Consider the following 1,080-nt stretch of genomic DNA (forward strand, 5'->3'; position numbering starts at 1 on the left):
TAGGGCCTGTGTGAGGTTGTGATCAATTGAGTGGTCGCACGAGGTCGTCTATCCAGATCATCGAGGCGCGGAGGTAGAGGCCTGCAAGGTAGCTCTCGGGCGTCTTGTCGAAGCGGGTGGCGATGCCCCGCCAGGCCTTCAGCTTGTTGATCAGACGTTCGACGGTGTTCCGCTCTTCGTAGAGGTTGGCGTCGTGGTCGACGGGTCGGCCGCCCTTGCTGCCCTTCCGCTTCCGGCTGGCAGCTTGGTCCTTCTTCTCCGGGATGACAGCCTTGATACCGCGTTTGCGCAGGTAGGCGCGATTGGCGCGGGACGAATAGGCCTTGTCTGCGGCGACCGCGCCGGGCCGGGTACGGGGTCGCCCGACGGGCAGGCGCACACGCACCTTGGCGAGGACGGGGACGAACTGCGGGCTGTCGCCGGCCTGCCCTGCGGTCAGGACGAGCGCCAGCGGACGGCACCTGCGGTCGGCGGCGAGATGGACCTTGCTTGTCAGTCCGCCCCGTGACCTGCCGAGCGCGGCCTGCTTCAGGCGGAGCTGACGTCGGCGCCGGACGCGTCTGCGCTCGTCCTGTCCGTTCTGTTCCTGCGGCTCGCCCCTTTTTGCCGGGACTTCTCCTGCTCACGCGCGGCTTCCTCCAGGGCGTGCATGAGCTCCTCGTCGACGAGCATCCCGGCGGCGTCGTGGTGGGCGCGGACGGTCGTGGAGTCGACGCTGACCAGCGACAGGTCCGTTCTCCCCTCGCGGGCGGCCTCGGCGATCAGGCCTTCGAGCAGCGAGGTGAACACGCCGGCGTCCCGCCAGACCCGGAACCGACCGAAGACCGTGGACCAGGGGCCGAACTCGTCAGGCATCTCCCGCCACTGGGCACTGGAACGGAACCGCCAGATCACGCCCTCGAACTGGTCACGAAGCCGTTCGGGGTACGGCCCGAACCTGCCGATCGGCAGATAGGGCTCGATCAAACTCCACTGCTCGTCAGTGAGTTGCCTGCGCGTCACACCCAGCAGTTCTACCGGGTTCCGCCCCGGAACGGGGCAGAACCCGGAAGATTGATCACAACCTCACACAGGCCCTAG

1 pseudogene is annotated in these 1,080 nt (G+C 67.2%); it reads right to left on the reverse strand.

What is annotated here, in order from left to right:
• Positions 1 to 22 precede the first annotated feature (22 nt).
• Positions 23 to 1,002, reverse strand: a pseudogene (locus AB0P35_RS42225) (IS5 family transposase).
• Positions 1,003 to 1,080: the final 78 nt, after the last annotated feature.

The sequence above is a fragment of the Kitasatospora sp. NPDC085879 genome (assembly GCF_040686255.1).
GTDB lineage: Bacteria > Actinomycetota > Actinomycetes > Streptomycetales > Streptomycetaceae > Kitasatospora.